Source organism: Arthrobacter sp. UNC362MFTsu5.1 (assembly GCF_000685965.1).
Taxonomy (GTDB): domain Bacteria; phylum Actinomycetota; class Actinomycetes; order Actinomycetales; family Micrococcaceae; genus Arthrobacter.
In genome coordinates, this window is the sequence record NZ_JMLE01000036.1 from 1 (window position 1) to 20,616 (window position 20,616).

A 20,616-nucleotide genomic window follows, 5' to 3' on the forward strand; every position below is an offset into this window, starting at 1 on the left:
ATCACCCTCGCCGGTAATCTCATCGAGAACTGGACCGTACCCACGGCCGGGCTTCCCTATATCCTTGACACCCACTACGGCGACTGGGTTCCCTTTGAGGTCGGAGCCGGTGTGACCCTGACCGTCCAGGCAGGGACCGTAGTGAAAATCGACAACGCCACGAAACTCTCCATCAAGGGCGCCCTGGTCATTAACGGCACAGCCGCCCAGCCCGCAGTCCTGACCTCCTACCGGGATGACAGCGCAGGCGGGGACACCAACGGCGACGGAACCGCTACCCAGCCAACAGCCGATCTGTGGCAAGGAATCCTGATCAACAGCGGCGCCGAACTGAGGGGCACTAACGCAGATATTCGGTACGCTGCCGTTCCCCTGCGTTTGGATGGGTCGACGGCCGAGCTATCGTCGTCCGTTATCCGTAATTCTTCCAGTACGGCAGTCCAACTTTCCTCGGGTAGTTCTGCCAGCATTGAGGCGACTTTCATCGAAGTAGCCGGCATTCTTTCATCGGACCCGACAAGCAACGCCCAACTGAGGGGAAGTTCGCGTTCCTTGACGGGTAAGGCCCCGTTCGTCACTGCCTGCGCGTGGGGAACCAGCCCGTGCGTGGTGGACGCGAGCTACTTTGACTGGGGATCAGCTGAGGGTCCGAATCCTACGGGGCAACCCGGAATGGCCTGTGGTTCCGTGATAGCCAGTCCTTGGGAATTCGCGGGCCAAGTGGTTGGCACCTCTATTTGGGCCGTCGGCAATTGTGACGGGAGCGCGTATTCCCCAGATACGAAAATCCAGGCATCAAAAGATTCCTATGACGCAGCCGTGGCCGCATCTCGGGCCCTTTGCGCCCAAGGGCCCGAATATGCCGATGCTTGCCAATTAGTCACTTCTCGGGAATCATGCCTGGCCGGAGCTAAAGAGATTGTTGCGAGTCAGTCCATTTTTCCGCTTCCCGACGAGAACCAAATCCTCGGTTATGGCGAGGCCGTAGCGGGTGCGGGAAGCGATGTCTTGCAACTCTCAGCGAACCGGAAGGTGGCAACAGCTGCGGAGAGGGCATCATTGGTCCTCAAGGTAGTTCAAGTCGCCGATACCTTCGCTGCACTGAAGTCCGCACACGATGGCTGCCACTAAGTGACGGCCTGAAAAAGCCAGTTCACGCGCAAGGTGCCGGAGGCTCCATCACGCGGCTTATGCAAAGAAATTTGCCATCGAAAGCCAGTTGAGCGCGACCTTTGCTGCAGGAAAATTTCAATTTGAAGTGGTTCGATCCTCCTCTTGCCATAGAGGGCGTACTCGCTCCACGTGCCACGGCTTGCACGCAGGAGGGTCCCTCAGCAAGTAACAGCCGGCGAAGAAGCCCCGTCAGCGTGGTGGCTGACGGGGCTTCCAACACCGCTAGGGATGGCCGGGAAGGGTTTCACAGGCGATGAGGTCGCCGTCGGAGTCCAGGCCGGCTACGTCGCCGTAGTAGGGGTAGTAGGTGTTGAACCAGTTCTGCGCCGCTGACCAGGTGGAGAAGTCGGTGCAGTTGACTGAGTTGCCGGGGTTCGACGGGGTCGTCGGCCCGGGTGGCGGGGGCGTTGTTCCCCCGCCGGGCGCCGGTGCGTTCCGGACTGTCGGGATGGGTGAACCGGCGGCCTGCCATTCTGCGAAGGTCACCGCGCGGTTCATGCCGGGACCGGCGTAGTAGACCGTCGGGCTGTTGTAGTCCTTGTAGAACTGGTCTCCCTGTATTCGCTGCACGGAAGATGGTGTCGGGAACCCTTCTTCCTGCCATTCAGCGAACCCTAGCGGGCGTCCGCCGCCGTTGACCACGTCCCACATGCGGGCGACTTCCGGGGCCCATGTGAGCTTGAGGAAGCCTTCGGCGCTGCGTTTTTCGAAGTTGCGGTAGCCGGAGGCGGCCCATTCGGCGCCGGTGAGTTTGTGGTTGATCCCGTCTTCGCCTTCGACGAAGATTTCTCCGGAGGTGCGCCACTGGTAGTAGTAGCTGCCCTTGATCCAGCCTGCGATGCGCGGGTACGGCTTGCCTGCGGTTTGCCATTGTTGGAATGACAGTCTTGTCCACATCCATGCGCCCTCGCCGCCGGGCCAGAATGTCACTGCGTAGACCGTCGGGGACCAGGGGTATTTCACGAAGTCAGTCGAAGCAGGCGTGGGCTGCCGGTAGTTGTAGGCGTCCCGCCATTTCTCGTAGCTCAGGGCGACCGGGGTCTTGGAGCCATCCAGGTTGGTCACCATCTCGTAGATGGTTGAGTCGTAGACGATCTTGTACAGCGGCCACAACTGATTGATCGGCTCACCGGCAATCATCTTGGCAGGCAGGGCAACAGTGGCCGTGCCGCACGAAGTGCCGTTCAGGTAGGTACCGAGCAGGGAGCGTTCGGCATCGTCCACGCCGATGTTCCAGCGCCACTTCGTGGTCACCCATTCGATGGCGTACTGGCACTGATTCAGTGCGGGCATCCATGTCGCCGGGTCCTGGTCTGACTTGGACTGGTTGACGTTGTCCGTGACGGCTTCGAGGCTGTGCGCGTATCCGGTGTCGTTGGCGAACGCGGTGCGCTGCTCGTCCGTCCAGCTCCACGCGACCGAGCGCCAGGCTTCAGCGAGCGGGACCATGTGATCGATGTCAACGTCGGAGGCGGACGTCCAAGTTGCCCCGTCGTAGGGCGAAGTCCATTGGCCGGTGGCAACGGTGCAGCCGGAACTGAAGGTGACCGGGACGAGGGACTCTTCGATGAGAACTTCGGCGCGGGTGTCGCATCCGTCGCCGTCAGCGTCGATCCAGTGGGTGAAGTAGGAGCGGTCGTAGGCTGGTGCAACGTTCCTGGTGAGAGGCAGTTGCGACAGCAGAATCTGACCCGTGCTCGTCGATCCGCCGGCGATGGCCTCTGTTTGCGGTGTCGTTGCGGTGGTGTGAGATGGCACCGGGGCCGCAGCTGAGGTGGCCGGTGCTTGTGCCGGTGATGGGGTCGGCGCCGGCGCTTCAACAGGAGGTGCAGAGGCTGTCGTCGGTATTGGTGCAGGCGCGGGTGTCTCGGTCGTCTCCGTGGTGACGGTGGGTGCAGGTGACGGAATGGTGACGGTGGTGGTTGGTGCGGCGGTCGATGGCACTGCAACTGAAATGAGTGAAGCCGTTGCAATAGTGATCGAGGCAAAGGCAGCGTAGATCCGCCTGGAATTCTCCCCCATGGAATGTCCCTCTATTAATTTCGCATTTCGCGAATTAGATTCTGATAGCTGGAGCATAGGGGAAGTCCATGACAATTACGTGATTAGTGTCATGTCGCCGGGGATATATGTCCGTGTGCCGTCCTTCAGGGGAGCGGCAGGTCGAAAATTTGCGTCAGGTCTTTAGGCGTGGCCCTCCTCTGACCTTTCAGGTTCGGCCCATTCCAAGGCCGCGACGATGTGTCCTTCGTCGGGGAGGGCCTGTTGTTCGGCCTGGGGAAGTTTGTCGTAGGTGTAGGCGGCGACGGCCATGGGCGAGGTCGAGCGGCCCAGGCTGTATCGGACGCTGCGGTCGTTCTTTGTGCCGCAGATGAGGATGCCGATGGTTTCGTTGTGGTGGTCGCGACGGAGTACGTCGTCGACGAGGGCGACGTAGAAGTTGAGTTTGCCGGCGTATTCGGGCTGGAACTTGCCGGTCTTGAGCTCGACGACGACGTAGCGGGATTGTTCGATGTGGAAGAACAGCAGATCCACATAGAAGTCATCGCCGTCGACGTCGAAGTGGACTTGCCGGCCGACGAAGGCGAACCCAGGCCCCAGTTCCCGCAGCGTTTCCGTGATCCGGCTGGTAAGGGCGTTCTCGAGGTCGCGTTCGGCGACTTCGCCGGAGAGGCCGAGGAATTCGAAGTTGTAGGGGTCCTTTGCCATCTGCTGGGCAAGCTCGGAATCTGGTGCAGCAAGCTGTTGCACAAAATTGGATGGAGCGGCGCCAGTCCGTTCCATCGATTTGTTCATCATCATGTTCATGAGGACGTTTCGGGACCAGCCGTACTCGGCGGCGGCGGCTGCGTACCAGAAACGCTCGTCTGGTGTCACTGCTTTGTCGAGCAGCACGGTGATGTGGCCCCAGGGCAATTGTGCAACAGGTTGTTGCACAATTGGATCCGGCCAGGCGGCGGCGAACCCTCGCATGTAGAAGAGGTTGCGACGGGACAGTCCCTTCATCTCCGGGAATTCTGCCCGCAAGTCATCTGCCAGCCGTTTGATGACCCCGCTCCCCCAGTCCTCCACGTTTTGGCGTTCCAGGATGGTCCGGCCGATGGACCAGTACAGGTCGATGAGTTGGGTGTTGACGGTCCGCAGTGCCCGGGTGCGTGCTGCCCGGACCCGGGTCTTCAGCTCGACGAGGAGGTCGGTGTAGCCGGTGGGTAGGGCAAGGTCACGGGCGTCAGTCATGCTTTCGATCCTAACGATACGAGCAGAGTAGGCACGGCAGGCGTTCCACTCCCCTAACGTCCACGGCCGCCGCCTTCCAAGAAATGCGCCTGCGACGGGCATAAGCCACCCAGACCCTCGAAGCGCTGCCGCACGTCGTTCCAGAGGCAGGAATCTTCGACTGACGGGCGCCGGTTGCCTCGCTCCCTGGAGCGCACGTGTGTCTTCTTACCAGCGGATTTTCGCGGCCGATGGCGGAGGCACGTTGTCCTGCTCCGACTTTTCAGACAGCGGTGGACGTATTGAGGACTAACCAGATAGCCACGGCAACTTCAGTGCCGGGGTTCTTGATCCGGTGAGGACTCGTCGATGAGTACGAGATGGAGTCTCCCGCCGCCAAGGTGTGGTGTTCAAACCCCACGTCAAAGTTAAGGGTTCCTGTCAGGACGTGCGCCGTCTCATGGCCGTTGTGGCGCAAATACTCGTCCCATCCTCCGCCGGGGGGATACGTAACCTTCAGTAAGTCGATTCCCGGGATGGGTGTCGGCGACAGACGAAGCCATTCCACCCCACCTTCCAGGATGAGTTCGGATGCTTCATTTTGGCGCTGGACCACAGCACCTTCAGGTAGCTCGACGGATGTCCCGAAAGTATTCCCCGTAGTTTCACCGAAGACTGCGGATAGGGGTGCGTCAAGAATGCTCACTATCTGATGCAGCCGTGCGACGGAAGGCCGGCGTTTGCCGGTCTCGATCTGGGATAGGGCACTGGCGCTTATTCCAAGCCTTGCACCGAGCTCGCGCAGTGAGAATTTTTTCTCCAGTCGGAGCTCGCGGATTCGTGAGCCCACTTCAAGCTCGTCGTGATCCAGGTTAACTTGGCTCGTCTTTTCCACAATTCTCAGCATATCGACTATTTACTCCTGCTTAACACCGGTTAACGTCGGGACGCCCGCGAAGGGGCGCCCCGACGGTCAGGCTTACTTGGCGGCGAAACCTCCAAACTGCGGCATCAAGGAGGCACCCGGTGGAACGGCCAGCAGTGCTTGGTCAGCGTTCATTGGCTAGTTCCACCGATTGGACCTCAAGGTCGATTGACCGAGCGTGAACGTTGGGGCGCACCCGGTTGATCAGCAGGCACATCAGCGCACCGAGTAGTGTCCCGATGGGCCAAGAGAAAGGATGCAGTACTTCCAGGACTGGCAACAGGGCGAGGCAGACGGTGATGGTTCCGGAGATGGCGAGAGCAATAACCGAGTTGTAGTTGGTGCCGCGTTTGTAGAAGTACCTGCCCTCAGGGTGGTCGGCGTAGAGGTCGTCGGTGTGTAGCCGGGCCCGGCGGATGAGGTAGAAGTCGGCCATGATGATTCCAAACAGTGGGCCCATGAGTGCGCCGACGCCGCCAAGGAATAGGTGGACCGCCGCAGGGTTGGAGTACAAATTCCACGGCAGGATTACTACGGAGAGGACCGCCGTGATGATGCCTCCGGTACGGAAGGAGATGATTTTCGGCGCAATATTGGCGAAGTCGAAGGCTGGAGAGACGAAGTTGAGAATGATGTTGATGCCTGCGGTCGAGACTCCGACGGCGACGATGGTCAGCAGCAAAATGCTGATGTTATCGATGTCATTGATGAGTACGATCGGATCGTCGATGGCCTTACCGTAGACCTCGGCGGAGGCCAGGGTGAGGACGATGGACACCAAGCAGAATGCGACACCGTTGACCAGCAGACCGAGGCGGTTGCCATTAACCACGGACTTTTTGCTGTCGGACAAGCGTGTGAAGTCGGAGAAGTTGAGTACGGGGCCGCTGAGCAATGCCACTACTAGAGATGCGGCCGCCAGCATTGTGATGAGCGATGGGCCCAGGTCGAGCGGCGCTGCGCCGACGTGGTAGTTCCAATCAAGGGTCCAGTTGGCACGCTGGAGCGTCCAGACGGTGAGTGCGATCATCGCAATCCAGATGACGGGACCTGCAAAGTCCGTGAGTTTGCGCACCGATTCCATGCCGTGATGCAGCACGATGAGCTGGGCCAACCACAGGGCCAGGAAGCAGATCCATCCAAGCGTGGACAGCCCCAACCACGTCGAGACGGTTAATGCTGCCGCGTCGGGGAAAATTTTGACCACGAGGATCATGATGACGGCTGAAGCCAAATATGTTTGGATGCCGTACCAGGCAACGGCGACGACGGCGCGCAGAAGGGCGGGGATATTGGCTCCGAAGACTCCGAAGCTTGCACGAGCGAAGACCGGAAAGGGTACGCCGATCTTCTGTCCGGCTACCCCCATTAGGTTGCTGATCAGATAGATGACGAAGACGCCTCCGCACAAGGCGACGGCTAGTTGCCAGCCCATCAGGCCCATGGCAAGCAGTCCAACGGTGGCGGTGTAATCGGCAAGACTGTGCCACGCCGACATCCACCAAGTGAATAGGTTCCAGGTTTTCCAAGTACCCGCGCCTTGGCGCGGGGCAAGATCTTCATTGTAGAGGCGGTCGCTATAGCCGGCCGGAATGTTAGTCATTATTGCTCCAGGGGTGCAGTTTAGTTGAGGTGGTTCATGCGAGGGCAGATAAGTGCCGCGGGGAGTTGCCAGTGGCGACGTTGACCTCTGATTCCGTCAGAGCTCCACATTGGAGGCCCCGACGAATGAACCCAGCCAAGGCGCGGACGGTGGCAGGTTCATCGCTGCTGGCAGCCGGATCTCCCGTGTAGCGGGCGATGCGTTCGGCGGCGGAGGGGAAGCCCTGACGGTAAAAAGCGAAAGTGGTGGCGAAGCGGGTGACCAGCTGCCCGGGGTGCATGTCCCAGCCTTGGTAGTAGCCGCGTTCGAGTGAACGCCTGACCAGTCGGGAGTGCAGATGCAAACCAAGGCGGATCTGATCTTCGGTCCCGACCGGGTAGTTGATGGTGGCGCCATCAGACAGACGCACTCCTGTGCCGGCCACGGACACCTGCATGACGGCCTTAGCGAAGTCAGAGGCGGGATGATCCAGGCTTTGGAATGGTGCGGCAATGCCACAGGAGGCTGTGTAGTCGTAGGTCCCGTAATGCAGTGACGTGCACCTACCGTCTGATGCCCGCAGCAGAGCCGGAACCGCAATACGTCCATCATGGCCGATGATTGATTGCGGTGTCTCCATTTGAATCTCGAATCGCACCACGCGCGGCTCCAGCCCTAAGAGAGTTTCAACGAATTCACACACAGATGTCATGGCCTCGACCTGGCTGATGTCGGTAACCTTCGGCAAAGTGACAATGCAGGAGGGGGGAAAAATGCCATCCTTAGCGACGCCGGCCAGGAACCGTGTAAGTGTGCGCACGCCGCGTTCTCGGGTCGCAGCTTCAAGGCTCTTGAAGCGGATTCCCCAGCTGCGCGGCGCACAATCCGTCGCAGCAGCCATGGCGAACGTTGCGGCCGTCTCGTCCGCCGTCGTATCTTCAACGGCATCGCCACGCCAGCCGAACCCGTCCTCGAAATCGACACGCAAGTCTTCAATGGGGTTGGTGGCTAGCTTCGTTCTAAGCCTGGGCAGCACCTCGGCAGCCAGCTGCTCTGGTACGTCTATGATCCCAGCCAGCAACTCAGGGCACGATACGGTCTCGAGGATTTCCAGGGCCATGTTGCCCCACAAAGCGGGTGTGTCAACGGTATAAGTGCCCCCAGGAACGTAGACAGTGTGAACGGGTTGGGGAAGGCCATCATCCCCCGGGTAAGTGCCAAGTAGGCGACGGTCAGCGTCGACCATTCTGGCATCGAGCGACTTGAGTAATTCGGCTGTCTCTGGCGCAGCGTTCGTGCTCCATATTTGCCGTTTTCTAGTGGTGGTATCCATTGATGACTTCCTATTTGGGGTGCCGACCGCCTCCCCTGAATCAATGGAGGAGGCGTGCCCAGCTGCGCCGTGATGGAACTGACTGCCGTCCGCGATACAAGGAGAATGTTGCCTCCATCACACAAACATGGCCTTTCCAGTAAAAGCGGACTCCTCACCGGTGTCAAGCACTTGCTGGATAAAAGTTTAAGCAACCGCTTGACAAGAATGCTCCTGAAGTCTCAAATTGAAGTGGAGCTCGCCATACGACGCGGGCCGCGCCTCCCTTTAGGAGGTGATCGCACTTTTCTCGGCATCAACCAAGGAGTAAATCGTGGAATCTGTTATCGAAACCCAAGTCCCCGGGCCGAGACGTGACTTCGTTGGCTACGGACCTCATATCCCTCGAGTGACCTGGCCACACAAGGCTTCCCTGGCGCTAAATTTCGTGGTGAATTACGAGGAGGGGTCAGAGTACTCGCACCACGACGGAGACGGACGGAACGAGGACGGGGCAGAATTGCCAGCGGGCTGGGGCGTGGGCCCGACCGAACGAGATCTGTGCTCGGAATCAGTGTTTGAGTACGGTAGTCGAGCCGGGGTGTGGAGGCTGTTCCGACTCTTTGAGGAGTTTGGAATTCACGCAACGGTCTTTGCATGCGCCGTGGCTATCGAGCGAAACCCCGCAGTGGGCGAATGGATCCAGCGGGCCGGCCACGACGTCCTTTCTCATGGGTGGCGCTGGAACAAGACATGGGAACTCTCACGTGATGAAGAGCGCAAGCGCATCGCGCTGGCGATCGAATCCATCACCAAAACGTGTGGTGCTCCACCGTCAGGATGGTACTGCCGCTACTCCCCGAGCGTTAACACGCGGGAGCTCATCGCCGAGTTCGGGGATCCGCTGATCTATGACTCGGACTCCTACAACGATGACCTTCCGTACTTCACTGATGTACAGAATCGGCGGCAGCTGGTGGTGCCTTACAACAGCCTTCCCTACAACGACGCTCGCGTGACCAGCGGCATGACCCCGAGCGATTTCGTCGACATGTGCAAAAGGGGAATTGATGAATACCGTCGCGAAGGCCTGGCGGGTTATCCGAAAATGATGAGCATCGGCCTGCACACGCGCTGGGCCGGCCAAGCCGGAAGAGCGTCCGCCGTCCGGGAAATTATCGAATATGCCCAGAACCTAGGTGACGTCTGGATCGCGCGGCGCGTGGACATCGCTCGGTGGTGGCTGGACCGCCATGAACAATTCACGACCGGCTAAGGGCATACCGGATAGGGCGGACCGCTCCGAAGCCAAAGCACCCGGGCGAACACCACGCCCTGATCTGAGTACATCGCATGCTAGTTACATACCGCCCCTGACTCGGCGATCCGGTGCATCGCCACATCTGCGGCGCCCGGAACTCGCAGCCAGAGGACTTGCCATCTGGATCGAATCGGATTGCAGTGACGTATCGGCCATGAGCCGTGCCGCGGAAGCATTACTCGCATATGTCCTACGAATTGCTCCGGAGGCGGAAGTCCACTGCTGGCCCGCTTCCGGAGCTGCCAATGCCGATGCTGCCCCTCGTGAGGGCATTGATGACACGCCGCCAGAAAAAATTTTAGCTGCCAAGAACCTTCGCCCACCCCCACCACGCGCGATTGCCGTTGATCTCGCCTCCGAAGTTGTCCTCCTCAACGGACAAAAAGTACAGCTGACGGGAGTCGAATTCATGCTGGTGCGTTATCTTGCGCAAAACTGCTCGCGGCCGGTGAGGCGAGAAGAACTTCAAAAATTGCTGGAGACACTGGATTTCCCTGGGTGCGCTCCGCGCTCCATCGATGTCTACGTGGGACGACTACGGCGGAAACTCGGCGGGGCTCGCCACGTGATTGTGACTGTACGAGGTGGCGGATACCAATTCCTACAGGGACCCTACTCAGCCATTCGAGGACCCGCCGAATACGCCTTATAGTGCTCCGCTTATCTCGTCGTTCGCAACCTCGGCCGGACGAGGCTCCCTGTAAGCTTCCAGATCCTAAGAAGGAGATTGGCTTTTGCCACAGCATCATTGGAGAACAGAACCAGAATTCAGGTTTTCGCCAGGAGACCGAGTCGAGGCATACGACAGGACGGGCCTGCGTGTCCAAGGAATAGTAGAGTCAGTCGCAGACAACCAACGTATCCTCTGGATACACACAACAGTGGGAGAGCGGAAGCTACTTGACGCCACGGAACACACCGTCGATCTCTCCGATGGGGTCTAGTCCCCTAACGATCGTTAGCGCGCCCTTCCACTCCCGGCAGCAGGAAGTCCTGGCTACTCCGATCCGGGATCGCAAAAACGGGGAACCCCGGGTTGCCCGCCCGTTGCCCTCCCGACGGGGCGTCATGCCGCTCAGAGCGGTATGGCAACCTGCGGCGGGCTGGGTATAGATGGCGCTGCCCTCCGCCGGATGCACTGGATCATGGGCGAAGAAGAAGAAGGCCCGAGCGCGTGATCCCAACATTCGTTCGGAACAAGGCTGCCAGCCGCGTCCGCTGTCTGTGTGCGACAGCAGGCCCTCTTTCCCTTTACGTGCTCTGTCCTAACGTTCCAGCCCGCCGCGTTCCAGTGTCTTGCCAAGGCCGCCCTGCTTGGCCGTCTTCGATGTCCTGGCCAGGTCTGGTTTGTGCGCCACAGCGGCTGTCGCGGGCACGCCCTGGTGCTTGTCCGCCAGGAGACGGGAGTTGACGGCCTCACGATCGACTTTGACTTCAAGGCTTTCGGCGAGCTGCTGACGCCGCTGGGGGGAATCGTAGGCCGGCACGGCCAGTACTTTCTTCGCTGCAGTGTCCTGCCGGTTGGCGCCTGCAACCGCGGCGGCGGCCACTGCTTCGTCGGTGCGTGCAGCCGAGGGTTTGGTCCTTTCGTTGTCTGCTTCGGCGCGGCCTTGTTGCGCCTTGGCGAGGGCTGCGGAAACGGATGCTTCGTCGGCACCTGCGTTGTTGACGTCGATGCCGTAGCGGGCCTGCACCTGCTCTTTAATCTTCTCGGCTGCCTGGGCGGCTTTGGGGTCGTAGCCTTTCCAGGCAGTGGCTGTCTGGTGGGCGCGGTCGATCATGTCGGGTGTGGCTTTGTCCCACCAGTCGTCCCTGGCGGTTGGTGCGAGCTCCGCGCGGGCTGCTGCGCGTTGGGCGTCGAAGCGTTCCTGGAGCAGCCGTGCACGTTGTTCTTCGGCGGCGGCGATGGTGCGTTGTTCTTCTTCGCGCATTTTGGCCAGTTGTTCGCCGATGCGGGCGGCGACCATTAGCCCGGTGCGCATGGCGCCGTCTACTGCTTCGTCCATTCCGTCTGCTTCGTTCATGCTCTTCCCCTATCGCTCGATGCCTGGTTTCGGATGGTGGTTCTGGTGTGGTTGCTCGGGCCGGACGGAACCGGCCTGCTGCAGGGTCATCTCCGGTCTGGTGAGTGTCGTCGGGATCGGCGAGCCGCCGCGGGATCGTTCGGCGATGAGTCGTGCCCGGAGGGCTTCTTCGCTGGCTCCGGGGTGCTGCTCACGGAGTGCCTCGATCGTCGTGGGCTGCGCCGTGATGGTGTGCTCTGTGGCGCTGGCTTCCACGATCTTGCTGGCTGCGGTGACAGCGGCGGCGAGGCCGCGGACGCGGCGGAGGTCGTCGGTGGCTTGGTGCATGTCGTGGATGACCCGGGCGGTCTGGGCCAACTGCCGGAAGAGCAGGGCGTAGGCTGCCCGGTCGCTCTTGGACGTTGCCGCCAGGAGGATCATGGTCGCCCCGCGTGCCGACGGAAGGGCAACGGTAGAACGGGACGGGTAGCGCCGGAGTTGCGCTGATTTGGACAGCTCCCGGGCGGCGTTCGCCAGCGGCCCGGGGGTCGGTTCGATGCGCCGGGACCAGGCGCCGAACGCGGCGGATGTTTCGCGGGCGGCCTGTGCCCAGGCGACGTGGTCACCGTGGGGGGTGGTGGCGAGCTTTTCACGCAGTGCGCTGACGTCGTGGGCGTACTTCGTCCACAGCTCAGCCGAGGGCTGTTCCGTCTCCCGGCCCGGGTTCACGGGGCGGCGGTTGCGTGCGGCGGCGTTCCACTCCGAGACCGCAGCCGTCGCTGAGTTGGGGGTGGATTCCCATGCACCTCGGAGCTTGGGCAGGGCGAGGTCACGTCCCAGGGAGTTGCCGCCGAACCAGACGGCCCGCTCCCCCTTCCGGGGACGAACGGCGACGGAGTAGCCGGTGACGACGTCGGTGCGGCCGGCCGCGTAGCGGGGCCGGACCAGCAGGCCTTCCATGCGTGCACGGCGGACGAACTCTGCCTCGTCCGTGGAAGCCGTGGCACAGGTGCGGACTTTCCGTGCGAGGCTGTGCCGTTCGACTTCGGGCAGACCGTGCCGGGCGGCTTTGGCCTGTTCCGCGGGGGTGAATCCGCGTTCTGCGCGGACGGTTCCGAGCTCGGTGAGGCCGTACTTTTTCTCCAGTGCCCGGGCGATCTGTTGGGACTTGTATTTGCTCTTCCAGCTGTTCCATTTGGTGCCGTCGTCCCGGACCATGGACGCGACGATGTGGATGTGGTCGTTGCCGTTCTTACTCAGTCCGTGGCGGACGGCAACCCAGCGGGCCGGGGCCTTTCCGCCGTCCTCGGTGAAGTCCATGTCCTTCATGAAATCGTTCGCGATGGCACCCCACTGCTGGTCGGTGAACTGGCCTTCTTCGGCCGCCAGGCTCAGGGAGCAATGGAAGACATGACCGCCGTCAACCTCGGTCTTGTAGAACTGCCAGGCGCGGTCCAGGGCGTTAGCGATGTCCAGGGCCGCGTCACGGTTCAGCTCGCTGTCGTCATGCCACGCCATGAGCGCGGAGTCGCCGGCCACGAGGTGCGGTTCCTCGTGTTCGTTCGCGCGCCCCGGCCCGGCAAGGTAGATCAACAATCCGGCCATGCGGTCGCCTTGGGTGATGTTCGGAATCATGCGGGACTCACCGGCCGGCCATCTCAGCGAGTTGCCGGTCGATGCGGATGATCACGCTCTTCGCGTGAGCGATCGTTGCTGCAGCTTCCGGCGGTACGTCCCCGGTGGAGTTGGCGTGCCGGGCGATCTGATTGATGTTATTCGCCACGGATCCGGCGAGGCGCTGCAGGTTCGACAGCTGCATGAATTGGTCCCGCCGCTCCGAAGGGCTTTCGCTCTCCTCGTTCAGCGCGGCTTCGATCAGCAGCCGCGGGATCGTGACCCGGTGTTTTTCCGCCAGGGCAAGAAGCCGGGCTTCCTCCTCGGGGCTGACCTTGACCTCGTGACGGTGCATCCTGCCGCCGTCAACGTTCGCCCGGCGGCGACGGGAGTTCCACCCGGCGAAACCGTTACCCTCACTCATGTCATCCCGCCTTAAGTTTTTGCCAGCGCAGCGACCCGGAAACCCCGGGACCAGACATCAGTCTGCCGCGAACCCGATGCCAATCCGGGCAGCGACACGAACTTAGCCCGGCTAAGTTACCAGCTTGCTCTGCACGGTGTCCCTCTGGCCCGTATCGGCCGGTGCGCGTGGATGGAATTGGTGACGTGCCGGCGCTGCGCGGCTGAACCCTTGAAAGAACGACTGCGTCGTTCCGTTTCGGCTGTTGAGGCTACTGCCCGGTCCTTCCTTGGCAAGTCTCCGCCGCCGGCTTTCGCGGCATATCCTCGCTCCGCTCCGGTATTCCACGCTCCGGCGCCTCCAACTGGCCAATTTCTTCACCGGTCAAGTGCTTTCGGGCGTGCCGAAAGCAACGAGGGGCAGGGCCAGGGCGGCGGTACCGTCGAGACCCTTGCCTCACCACAGCAGGGAGAGAGGAGCAATAATATGCACCCCGCAGATGTTCAGTACATCCAGGACCCGGTCAACCGCGTCGACGTCATCGCAGAAGGTGGCGCTCCCTCCGGCTTCGGCTGGTGGGAACGGACCGCCGTTCGCCTAGTCATTGAACCTGCGCCCGAACGACCAGGGCACAGAGCGTTGACCACACGCCCTGTACCGCCCCTTCCCGAGAACGTCTCTGCCCAAGATTAAAGTTGAACCCATGGCTACTCTCGACATCGAAAACACACGCAACCAGGCCCGCGCACTGCTCGACTCGCGCATCGAATCCGTCACCGCCCTCGTCACCACCCGGCAACGCATCACCGACCTCAAAGAACAGCTCGCCGCAGCAGAACGCGACGACAAACGCGCCTACGTCCGCGCCACCAAAGACGGCTGGTCCGCCGAGGAACTGAAGAAACTCGGTCTCGAACCGGCGGCCGCGGGCCGGCGCCGCAAAGCCACCACCGCGCCGGCACCCTCCCCCACCGACACCGTACCGGACAGCCAATGACCCTGCCCGCTCCAGGGCACACAGCGAAGCGGCGCGTGCCGGCACTTCCGGCGCGCGCCGCCACCGTTGCCGCGGCACTGATGCTTCTCCCCGCCGTGTCGTCCTGCGCACGGGCAAGCATCGAAGACATGGGCCGTAATGCCATCCATGAAAATGCCGATGAGGCCATGGAAACATTCACCAGAATCGTCACGACCACTGACGCCGGAGACCACAGCGAACTCGCCCGAATAATCAGCGAAGCACTCCCCATCTACGAACGAGGCTGGGACGACAACGGAAACCTCTTCGCCGACCTGTACTTCCGCGACCACCTGACCACCAGCGGCGGCTTCTTCGGCGAACAGCGCACCGTCAACGCCTGCGTCCGCTACACCTCCACCACCACCGGCCAAACCATGAAATCCATCGACTGCCCCACAACCGGACTACAATCCGAACACGCCGACGAACACATCACCATCCCCTAACCGGACGCCCGGCACGTGCCCCGCACCAGCCATCGGACGCCGGCCCCGGCTGCCCACGGCAAACGGGAGGCGGCCCAGGTCAGCAGGGCCCGTGGCCATCAGCCAGGCGCAGCCCGGTCGGCCACTGCGCCGCACACCAAGAATCCCGCCGCCGACAAAAACACTTTGGCCGCCACCTGGATGGGTGACGGCCACCATGTTCTCACGGAGTGGTCCGTGTCAGTCCTCGGATGCCTCACCATCGGGGATCTGGCCGGATTCAATCCGTTCCCGCCTCAGCCGGTAGGCAGTGTCAAGGTACGCCGTGAGGTCCGCTTCGGATACGCGCCAGATAACCGCGTCCACCGATCTGTACTCCCCGTAATTCGCCGCTGCGCAGCAGCCCGTAAATGGTGGGGCATCCCGACGTTCAGAACGTCTTTGACCTCCGCCAGGGACATCATCTTCGGAAACGCCGGCACGGACGGGTCGTTCGTCGGGTTTGCCATCGGTCAGCTGTCCTCTTTCTTCGGTTTCAATTCATCCAGGGTGCGCTGCCCGCGGCGCAGCCCGCCCGGATCGACCGGGGCGAACTGACGGCCGCCGTTGTACTTACGCTGCACCCGCTTCACCTCCCTCATCGTGGCACGCACGATGAAGTCAGAGGCGCTGGCCACGCCCTCATGTTCCCTCGCCACCAGGAACGCGGCCCGGACCTGGCCGGCCTCCTCCTCCGTGAAGTACGGAGTGAACGCCGCAATCTTCTTCGACCTAGGCATCAACGGTCCATTCAGGGAGATTGATCCGTCCGGAGGGGTTGGCTTGCTTCCCGAACCACACATCATCGTCCGCGAACTGCGGCGCGGATTCATGAATGGGCCGGTACGTGTCCTCCCAGGCATCCCTCGCCTCATCCGTGCTCTCGTCCTGCGCGGCAGTGCCGGCGCGGCTGATCTCAACGTTCGAGTACCGCATGGAAGCCCCGATCTCTTCGACGTCGAGCTCGATCACGGTCCGCTTCTCCCCCGCCTTCGTCTCATACGTCCGGGGCTTCAGCACACCGGAGGCGATGACCCGGGCGCCCTTGGTCAAGGATTCCGCGACGTGCTCCGCCGCGCCCCGCCAGACACTGGCCCGCAGGAACAGGGTGTCACCATCCACCCATTCGTTTTTCTGCCGGTCGAACGTCCTGGGCGTGGAGGCGATGGTGAAGTTCGCGACCGCGGAGCCACCGGGGAGGACCCGCAGGACAGGGTCGTTGGTGAGGTTGCCGGTTACGGTGATGCTGGTTTCGCCTGACATGGGTTTCGTTCCTTCTCTGCTGGTTTCGTTCTGGCGGTATCAGGTGGTGTTTCTAGGCTTCGCGGACGCGGCTGCCGGCTGCTGTTTCGATGCTGATGATCAGCTCGATCCTCGCCGGGTTCAGTCCGGACCAGTGGTTTTCGGTGCCGTCCTTGTCGTAGACGACGACGGTTATCTGAGGGGGCACATTGCGTGTCATCCACGTGCAGAAACCCGGCAACTTCCGTACTCGGGGATCGAATGACAGCGACCGGGTATTTGGCCATTTACAGTCCTAGCTTCGTATCACTTCAGTTGGGTTCGCCTGCCTGACCTACGCCCTCAATTCTAGCAATCATTCAACTGAATGAATAGCCAGTTTTGCCCTATTTCTAGGGATTTTTCTGCGGGATTCTGAACGAAAACGAGACATCTTCGACGCGACAATCCCTCGACCATCTGTCGATTTCAGAAGCTGACTGCACAGATGTCAGCAGTCCTCTGCACACCTGCCGGCATCGACCGCTCAGGGGCACGCCCAAGGGGCAGTTTACCTGGCGGGTCATACGAGAATCCGGGCACCCGGAGCGCCGGCGACTTTGATAAGCCCCCGTCCGAGCCTGAATGGCGGAAGTCGTGGACCCTTAAACGGGCGCCTGGGTGACCTTTACCGGGGAGCAGTTTGCTTGGTGGTCACAGGTTAGGATTCTTAAGTGGCTGAACAGCAGAAGAAAAAGAACGGCGTCGTCGAAAACTCTATTGCCGGCGCAATAGGTGGAGTCGTAGGTACTGGAGCCATTGTCTATTTCACAGCAATCTGGACCGGGACGATCTCCGGACCTACAAATCCTGCATTCTGGCAGCAGTTGGCCCCGCTCGTTGTCGTCGTACTTCTGGCTCTCCTATTTGGGGTCCCGGCAATACGCCGTTTCGTATTCAGCATATTTAAGCTTCTGAAGAATCCTGTTATGTGGTTGCGCGGCCTTCGGGTTACCGACGAACAGAGACGGAATGAGCTCCTGGAGCAAGGTGAAAAAGAAGCTCTCGCGGAGGTAACGAAGCGAAACGCCGAACCCGAAGCGTTCAACATCGCCTACGCATCTAACTCCCCTGTGAATGGCCTCGATCGGTTCCTCCTGTCAGATTTCTCGGGCATAAGTGGCAGTGGGCCGATGAAGGACATTCACATTACCGCGCCCAAAGACGAGATATTGATGGAGGACAAAGAGGGTCCCACTATCCCCGGAAAAGACCCCGATGATCCCTATCATTTCAGCGGCCAGGTAACGGACCGTGGGCACCTGAAGGGCGTTGACTTCAGGGTTTCTTGGAAAGACCGAGACGGCTATCCACGATGGGATTTCTATCATGTCCGCCCCAGCGGTCCGCCGTTTAAAGGAGTCCGGACAGGACCCTTCGGCGACATCAAATATGGAGAGCTTGTCACCAGTCCCAATATCAACGACGGATCGCTCACTGTTAAATGGGCCTCCACCAAACAGGTTATGGGCAGGCTTGTACCGAGCGGTCCGGACTGGAAGGTCGAAATCGGGCGGCGCGAGGGGCAGGTAGGCCCCTACTTCATAGTGGAAGATGAGGTGGGCGTGGCCAGCACCCCCGAAGAGGGCGTCGAACTACTAAGGATCCGCACCCAAGAAGAGAGCCATTCCCACTAATCCATCCTTCACCGGACAGCTATTTCGAAGGGCTCTCGTGTAGCCATATTGCTCGGTCCAAGTCTCGGGGTTCAACATTTAGCTCTGCTGCGGCGAGCTGGAGGAGGTCCCGTGTTCGTGCGGGCGTCAGTTTGTTGCCATAGCCGAGAACTCGGGAGAGATAGCGCTGAACCATCACGTCTGGCTTTGTTTCGGTTCCGACTCCTGCATTCATGATCAGGTATGACCAGGCAAGCGCGCCAAAGCCTTTGACTGACAGCCATGCTGCCTTTACGGAGGTATCTCCGGCAGCCACTGCCGTCCGAAGGTGTTCTGTGTTGTTGACGGGGGTTTTCAGGGCTGCGAGCCGGGAGAGGCCCTCGTAGATACCCTCGGGTCGCACGCGGTTTGTTCCAGGGAGCTTGCTTTCGTTGCGCAGGATGTCACGGGCAAAGTCTGAGGGACCGCCGGCGCTGTCCATGGCCTTCAACAGATCTGCACCGCTGTCGGTGTCGGCCGTCGAGCGAAAAGATCGGTACTTGGCAAGCACATTCGTCGCGGCAGCTGAGGTCCCTCGGAGGGAGTAAGCGGAGTTCAGGGCGCATAGCGCAAGAGAGTAGCGAAACTCCACTGGGGCACCCCAGCCGTTGGGATCGCCGAGATCCTCAGCGATGGCTTCCAGGAAGACACCCAATTCAGTCATGCCCGGATCATATCCGGCCTCGGACCTATCCTGCTGGTCTTTCGACCATCAGGGCCATGTCTGTGCCAGTGAGCCGGAAGCCCGATGTCAGGGAGGGACTTTCACCGGGAATGCAGTTGTCAGCCCCAACAGTTCGAGGAAGTGAAGGGAGAGCAAAAAGCGCTGTCGTGGCGTTCGGCGTAATCAGTCATATTGGCCGTTGGTTTGCCACAGGTCGGGCAGGGCCAGTTTGGGCCCGGACAGCTGCGACTGTTGTGACCTTCAAATCCGCACGACCTACAAGCCATACCGCATCCATCCACTGATGAATCCAACGTTGAAGGCGGGGCCACATATAACCGTCACAAGCTGCCCGGCGAGTCACGAAGTGGGGCCAGAAATACCCGTCCTACCGGGGCCATCCAAACCTGTCATAGTCACTTGGTGGTACCGCAACAACCTATAGATGAGTGAGTCCTTTCGGGTTCAGTGGTCGTAGGCGGTCAGTGAGCGTTTCCGCTGCGCCAGTTGTGCCAGATGGCGGCCGCCAGTGCTAGGAGCCTGGCGGCGATGCGGACACGCCTCTTCAGGGGCAGCTGGGAGGATGGTGAACCTTCCCGCGTTATGGTGCTAATTCAAGTCAAGCGCGCTTCGCGCGTCGTCAGCCACGACCGCGCGCATGAGCCTCCAGGCTGAAGCACCACAGAGCGTATGCCACGACGACAATCGCGCCGACGACAGTCACGAACTGCAGGAGCGGCAACCAAGCTTGCTCGTCTGGATCGGGCGTCGAGTCATTCGCCAGAATCAACCACATCAGCGCGGAGATGCCCGCAGAACTTCCCGAGCAGAAGGCGAACATGGTCCAGTTGTGTACCACGTTAGCGCTGCGCTCGTCGCGAGTCCGTTCGTCGGGAGTTCTATGGTCGTAGGCCATAGTGCCCAATGTAGCCGATCCTGTGAATGTCCCGAGAAATAAGCCCTTCTACAGCTAACCTCGTGTCATGGGAGTACTCGTTCAGCGCACGCCCGTGCGGGCGGCCACTTATCGCGGGGTGCGCACGGCTATCTGGGTCATCAGTTGTGGGGCGGGACTGGTCACAGCCATTGCAACGGCGAGCTTTGGAGGCCTCATCCTCGCCCCAATGCTCTTGTTTTGCCTTCTGTACGCATGCCAGGTCTATTACCCGGAGCCCGCCCTCGACGAGTGGGACAAGATTCCGAGGATTGACCGCATAGCCATGATCAAGGCATGGCATCCTGCCGCAATACAGTTGGGGCGCTATGACCGCGACTGGGAGATAAAGACAATCTGGTCGCGCACGATGCGCGGCAAGTGACGCCCGTCTAACGCGGCTCGTACCAACGGGCAGATAGACAACTTGCCAGGTTCGAGGGTGAATTGGTCCTTGAGGGTGCCGAAGACGGACTCGACCCATTGGCGGATCTTCCCGAGGTTGCCGAAGCGGGCGGGTTAGTCCTTGCGATTCGGGCGGAGCAGGATGGCGCCGAGACCGGCGGTGAAGTCCTCGAAGTCCTTCCCGGCGAAGCCCTTGTCCGCAACGATCACCTGTCCGTCCTCGATCAGGGGGCGGTCGTGTTCCAGCAGTGACTGGGCCACCTCGCGTTCGCCGAGGTTGGCCTTGGCCAGCCCCCAGACGACCGGCGTGCCCTCGGGGGTGCAGAGCAGGTAGAGGCGCAAGCCCCAGAACCAGCGCGCGTGGGAGGGGCAGTAACCGTAGGAGGCGTGCCCGACCAGCTCTGCGCTGGACCGTTTCCCGGGACGCGGCGCAGGGCACCGGGGTCGAATCCGGCAGGCGCCGATGCCCCCTCTTTCGTGCCCCGCATATGGCTGGATACGCCATCCTAAGCTGCCCGTAAGCGGGTCGATCACCGTACCGCGGAAGTCCGCCGCCACGTTTGTCGTTTTCAGAAGTCGTCTGCACAGGCGCCCGCTGAATTCCGGGGTAGTGCAGACGAGTATCGACATTGAGATGTCAGAA

21 protein-coding genes and 1 pseudogene are annotated in these 20,616 nt (G+C 61.0%); 7 read left to right on the forward strand and 15 right to left on the reverse strand.

Going from position 1 to position 20,616, the window contains the following annotated elements; genetic code table 11:
- Positions 1-1,131, forward strand: a 1,131-nt coding sequence (locus BS38_RS27475; protein WP_043439620.1) for a hypothetical protein, incomplete at its 5' end; no start/stop codon positions are given.
- Between the two features lie 264 nt (positions 1,132-1,395).
- Here BS38_RS27475 and BS38_RS27740 read toward each other — a convergent pair.
- The 5 genes from BS38_RS27740 to BS38_RS25980 form a co-directional block, all read right to left on the reverse strand.
- Positions 1,396-2,931, reverse strand: a complete 1,536-nt coding sequence (locus BS38_RS27740) for a GmrSD restriction endonuclease domain-containing protein (protein ID WP_051629083.1) — start codon at positions 2,929-2,931, stop codon at positions 1,396-1,398.
- A gap of 426 nt (positions 2,932-3,357) precedes the next feature.
- Positions 3,358-4,410, reverse strand: a complete 1,053-nt coding sequence (locus BS38_RS0121760; RefSeq protein ID WP_028272680.1) for a PDDEXK nuclease domain-containing protein — start codon at positions 4,408-4,410, stop codon at positions 3,358-3,360.
- A gap of 262 nt (positions 4,411-4,672) precedes the next feature.
- Entirely contained in the window at positions 4,673-5,284 is a 612-nt protein-coding gene (locus tag BS38_RS0121765) for a helix-turn-helix domain-containing protein (protein ID WP_028272681.1), read from the reverse strand.
- 154 nt (positions 5,285-5,438) lie between these two features.
- On the reverse strand, positions 5,439-6,917 hold the full coding sequence (locus BS38_RS0121775) for an NCS1 family nucleobase:cation symporter-1 (RefSeq protein ID WP_028272682.1): 1,479 nt from the start codon (positions 6,915-6,917) through the stop codon (positions 5,439-5,441).
- Between the two features lie 34 nt (positions 6,918-6,951).
- Entirely contained in the window at positions 6,952-8,229 is a 1,278-nt protein-coding gene (locus tag BS38_RS25980) for a DUF6986 family protein (protein ID WP_197025011.1), read from the reverse strand.
- Between the two features lie 313 nt (positions 8,230-8,542).
- On the opposite strand from BS38_RS25980, the gene BS38_RS0121785 reads away from it, so the two are divergent.
- Complete coding sequence (locus tag BS38_RS0121785; protein ID WP_231511391.1) at positions 8,543-9,484, forward strand: polysaccharide deacetylase family protein; 942 nt, start codon at positions 8,543-8,545, stop codon at positions 9,482-9,484.
- A gap of 199 nt (positions 9,485-9,683) precedes the next feature.
- Positions 9,684-10,181, forward strand: coding sequence for a winged helix-turn-helix domain-containing protein (locus tag BS38_RS27850; RefSeq protein WP_269319517.1), 498 nt, complete (start codon positions 9,684-9,686; stop codon positions 10,179-10,181).
- A 613-nt stretch (positions 10,182-10,794) separates the two neighbouring features.
- On the opposite strand, the gene BS38_RS0121795 is transcribed toward BS38_RS27850, so the two are convergent.
- From BS38_RS0121795 to mobC, 3 genes are read right to left on the reverse strand one after another with little or no spacing between them, the layout of a single operon-like run.
- Positions 10,795-11,553 (reverse strand): hypothetical protein, encoded by a 759-nt coding sequence (locus BS38_RS0121795; RefSeq protein ID WP_028272684.1) that lies wholly within the window; start codon positions 11,551-11,553, stop codon positions 10,795-10,797.
- Between the two features lie 9 nt (positions 11,554-11,562).
- Positions 11,563-13,137, reverse strand: a complete 1,575-nt coding sequence (locus BS38_RS25985; RefSeq protein ID WP_231511393.1) for a relaxase/mobilization nuclease domain-containing protein — start codon at positions 13,135-13,137, stop codon at positions 11,563-11,565.
- A gap of 37 nt (positions 13,138-13,174) precedes the next feature.
- Positions 13,175-13,570: a plasmid mobilization relaxosome protein MobC gene (gene mobC / locus BS38_RS25990; RefSeq protein ID WP_051629087.1), complete on the reverse strand. Its 396-nt coding sequence runs from the start codon at positions 13,568-13,570 to the stop codon at positions 13,175-13,177.
- Between the two features lie 682 nt (positions 13,571-14,252).
- Here mobC and BS38_RS0121810 point away from each other — a divergent pair.
- Together BS38_RS0121810 and BS38_RS0121815 are read left to right on the forward strand one after the other, a co-directional pair.
- The gene (locus BS38_RS0121810) at positions 14,253-14,546 is read left to right on the forward strand and encodes a hypothetical protein (protein ID WP_028272685.1); all 294 of its coding nucleotides are present in this window, start codon (positions 14,253-14,255) and stop codon (positions 14,544-14,546) included.
- Positions 14,543-15,016 (forward strand): hypothetical protein, encoded by a 474-nt coding sequence (locus BS38_RS0121815; protein WP_156037215.1) that lies wholly within the window; start codon positions 14,543-14,545, stop codon positions 15,014-15,016. The genes BS38_RS0121810 and BS38_RS0121815 overlap by 4 nt, the downstream gene beginning before the upstream one ends.
- Before the next feature lie 219 nt (positions 15,017-15,235).
- Here the strand turns inward: BS38_RS0121815 and BS38_RS27855 are convergent, their stop codons facing one another.
- The 4 genes from BS38_RS27855 to BS38_RS27860 form a co-directional block, all read right to left on the reverse strand.
- Complete coding sequence (locus BS38_RS27855; RefSeq protein ID WP_269319518.1) at positions 15,236-15,361, reverse strand: hypothetical protein; 126 nt, start codon at positions 15,359-15,361, stop codon at positions 15,236-15,238.
- Between the two features lie 146 nt (positions 15,362-15,507).
- On the reverse strand, positions 15,508-15,774 hold the full coding sequence (locus BS38_RS0121825; RefSeq protein WP_028272687.1) for a ParB family protein: 267 nt from the start codon (positions 15,772-15,774) through the stop codon (positions 15,508-15,510).
- A complete protein-coding gene (locus BS38_RS26000) occupies positions 15,767-16,297 on the reverse strand; it encodes a single-stranded DNA-binding protein (RefSeq protein ID WP_043439623.1) in 531 nt (176 codons plus the stop codon). The genes BS38_RS0121825 and BS38_RS26000 overlap by 8 nt, the downstream gene beginning before the upstream one ends.
- A gap of 52 nt (positions 16,298-16,349) precedes the next feature.
- Positions 16,350-16,484 carry a hypothetical protein gene (locus tag BS38_RS27860; protein ID WP_269319519.1) on the reverse strand — a complete coding sequence of 45 codons (135 nt, stop codon included), beginning with the start codon at positions 16,482-16,484 and terminating at the stop codon, positions 16,350-16,352.
- Between the two features lie 505 nt (positions 16,485-16,989).
- Between BS38_RS27860 and BS38_RS0121840 the strand changes: the two genes are divergently transcribed.
- On the forward strand, positions 16,990-17,952 hold the full coding sequence (locus tag BS38_RS0121840; RefSeq protein WP_081819012.1) for a hypothetical protein: 963 nt from the start codon (positions 16,990-16,992) through the stop codon (positions 17,950-17,952).
- A gap of 19 nt (positions 17,953-17,971) precedes the next feature.
- Here BS38_RS0121840 and BS38_RS0121845 read toward each other — a convergent pair whose 3' ends face one another.
- Both BS38_RS0121845 and BS38_RS0121850 read right to left on the reverse strand, forming a co-directional pair.
- On the reverse strand, positions 17,972-18,634 hold the full coding sequence (locus BS38_RS0121845; RefSeq protein WP_028272689.1) for a hypothetical protein: 663 nt from the start codon (positions 18,632-18,634) through the stop codon (positions 17,972-17,974).
- Positions 18,635-19,274: 640 nt separating this feature from the next.
- On the reverse strand, positions 19,275-19,550 hold the full coding sequence (locus BS38_RS0121850; protein WP_028272690.1) for a hypothetical protein: 276 nt from the start codon (positions 19,548-19,550) through the stop codon (positions 19,275-19,277).
- Positions 19,551-19,617: 67 nt separating this feature from the next.
- Between BS38_RS0121850 and BS38_RS26570 the strand changes: the two genes are divergently transcribed.
- Complete coding sequence (locus BS38_RS26570) at positions 19,618-19,953, forward strand: hypothetical protein (protein ID WP_028272691.1); 336 nt, start codon at positions 19,618-19,620, stop codon at positions 19,951-19,953.
- 50 nt (positions 19,954-20,003) lie between these two features.
- Here BS38_RS26570 and BS38_RS27750 read toward each other — a convergent pair.
- Positions 20,004-20,433 (reverse strand): annotated as a pseudogene (locus tag BS38_RS27750) (transposase); the annotation flags it as partial.
- Positions 20,434-20,616: the final 183 nt, after the last annotated feature.

Coding starts and splice junctions, on each gene's coding strand:
- BS38_RS27850 (WP_269319517.1), top strand. CDS start 9,684: ATGAGCCGTGCCGCGGAAGCATTACTCGCATATGTCCTACGAATTGCT.
- mobC (WP_051629087.1), bottom strand. CDS start 13,570: ATGAGTGAGGGTAACGGTTTCGCCGGGTGGAACTCCCGTCGCCGCCGG.
- BS38_RS0121825 (WP_028272687.1), bottom strand. CDS start 15,774: ATGCCTAGGTCGAAGAAGATTGCGGCGTTCACTCCGTACTTCACGGAG.
- BS38_RS0121810 (WP_028272685.1), top strand. CDS start 14,253: ATGGCTACTCTCGACATCGAAAACACACGCAACCAGGCCCGCGCACTG.
- BS38_RS26000 (WP_043439623.1), bottom strand. CDS start 16,297: ATGTCAGGCGAAACCAGCATCACCGTAACCGGCAACCTCACCAACGAC.
- BS38_RS26570 (WP_028272691.1), top strand. CDS start 19,618: ATGGGAGTACTCGTTCAGCGCACGCCCGTGCGGGCGGCCACTTATCGC.
- BS38_RS0121850 (WP_028272690.1), bottom strand. CDS start 19,550: ATGGCCTACGACCATAGAACTCCCGACGAACGGACTCGCGACGAGCGC.
- BS38_RS0121845 (WP_028272689.1), bottom strand. CDS start 18,634: ATGACTGAATTGGGTGTCTTCCTGGAAGCCATCGCTGAGGATCTCGGC.
- BS38_RS25985 (WP_231511393.1), bottom strand. CDS start 13,137: ATGGCCGGATTGTTGATCTACCTTGCCGGGCCGGGGCGCGCGAACGAA.
- BS38_RS0121760 (WP_028272680.1), bottom strand. CDS start 4,410: ATGACTGACGCCCGTGACCTTGCCCTACCCACCGGCTACACCGACCTC.
- BS38_RS25980 (WP_197025011.1), bottom strand. CDS start 8,229: ATGGATACCACCACTAGAAAACGGCAAATATGGAGCACGAACGCTGCG.
- BS38_RS0121795 (WP_028272684.1), bottom strand. CDS start 11,553: ATGAACGAAGCAGACGGAATGGACGAAGCAGTAGACGGCGCCATGCGC.
- BS38_RS0121815 (WP_156037215.1), top strand. CDS start 14,543: ATGACCCTGCCCGCTCCAGGGCACACAGCGAAGCGGCGCGTGCCGGCA.
- BS38_RS0121775 (WP_028272682.1), bottom strand. CDS start 6,917: ATGACTAACATTCCGGCCGGCTATAGCGACCGCCTCTACAATGAAGAT.